At 52.5% G+C, this 1722-nt stretch carries 1 rRNA gene; it reads left to right on the plus strand.

Going from position 1 to position 1722, the window contains the following annotated elements:
- Nucleotides 1-166 precede the first annotated feature (166 nt).
- Nucleotides 167-1708, plus strand: a 16S ribosomal RNA gene (locus ACKQAD_RS20185).
- Nucleotides 1709-1722: the final 14 nt, after the last annotated feature.

Here is a 1722-nt window from a genome sequence, read left to right on the forward strand (position 1 = left end):
GCCCTGCTCTTTAACAATTTAATCAGACAATCTGTGTGGGCACTCACAAGACCGTATCTTGACGATATAAAAAGTCTTGAAGAGTGAACAACAGTAAATTCATTACGAATAAACAGTTTTAATTCTTTGAGCATCGCTGACGAGTTCAGCAAATCAAACCAATCTTAAATTGAAGAGTTTGATCATGGCTCAGATTGAACGCTGGCGGCAGGCCTAACACATGCAAGTCGGGCGGTAGCACAGAGGAGCTTGCTCCTCGGGTGACGAGCGGCGGACGGGTGAGTAATGTCTGGGAAACTGCCTGATGGAGGGGGATAACTACTGGAAACGGTAGCTAATACCGCATAACGTCTACGGACCAAAGCGGGGGACTTTCGGGCCTCGCGCCATCAGATGTGCCCAGATGGGATTAGCTTGTTGGTGAGGTAATGGCTCACCAAGGCGACGATCCCTAGCTGGTCTGAGAGGATGACCAGCCACACTGGAACTGAGACACGGTCCAGACTCCTACGGGAGGCAGCAGTGGGGAATATTGCACAATGGGCGCAAGCCTGATGCAGCCATGCCGCGTGTGTGAAGAAGGCCTTCGGGTTGTAAAGCACTTTCAGCGGGGAGGAAGGCGATGAGATTAATACTCTCATCGATTGACGTTACCCGCAGAAGAAGCACCGGCTAACTCCGTGCCAGCAGCCGCGGTAATACGGAGGGTGCAAGCGTTAATCGGAATGACTGGGCGTAAAGCGCACGCAGGCGGTTTGTTAAGTCAGATGTGAAATCCCCGAGCTTAACTTGGGAACTGCATTTGAAACTGGCAGGCTAGAGTCTTGTAGAGGGGGGTAGAATTCCAGGTGTAGCGGTGAAATGCGTAGAGATCTGGAGGAATACCGGTGGCGAAGGCGGCCCCCTGGACAAAGACTGACGCTCAGGTGCGAAAGCGTGGGGAGCAAACAGGATTAGATACCCTGGTAGTCCACGCTGTAAACGATGTCGATTTGGAGGTTGTGCCCTTGAGGCGTGGCTTCCGGAGCTAACGCGTTAAATCGACCGCCTGGGGAGTACGGCCGCAAGGTTAAAACTCAAATGAATTGACGGGGGCCCGCACAAGCGGTGGAGCATGTGGTTTAATTCGATGCAACGCGAAGAACCTTACCTACTCTTGACATCCAGAGAACTTGGCAGAGATGCCTTGGTGCCTTCGGGAGCTCTGAGACAGGTGCTGCATGGCTGTCGTCAGCTCGTGTTGTGAAATGTTGGGTTAAGTCCCGCAACGAGCGCAACCCTTATCCTTTGTTGCCAGCGATTCGGTCGGGAACTCAAAGGAGACTGCCAGTGATAAACTGGAGGAAGGTGGGGATGACGTCAAGTCATCATGGCCCTTACGAGTAGGGCTACACACGTGCTACAATGGCGTATACAAAGAGAAGCGACCTCGCGAGAGCAAGCGGACCTCATAAAGTACGTCGTAGTCCGGATTGGAGTCTGCAACTCGACTCCATGAAGTCGGAATCGCTAGTAATCGTAGATCAGAATGCTACGGTGAATACGTTCCCGGGCCTTGTACACACCGCCCGTCACACCATGGGAGTGGGTTGCAAAAGAAGTAGGTAGCTTAACCTTCGGGAGGGCGCTTACCACTTTGTGATTCATGACTGGGGTGAAGTCGTAACAAGGTAACCGTAGGGGAACCTGCGGTTGGATCACCTCCTTACCAAGAAGATGTGG

Origin of the sequence: Pectobacterium artocarpous (assembly GCF_046159765.1) — a bacterium.
Lineage (GTDB): Bacteria > Pseudomonadota > Gammaproteobacteria > Enterobacterales > Enterobacteriaceae > Pectobacterium.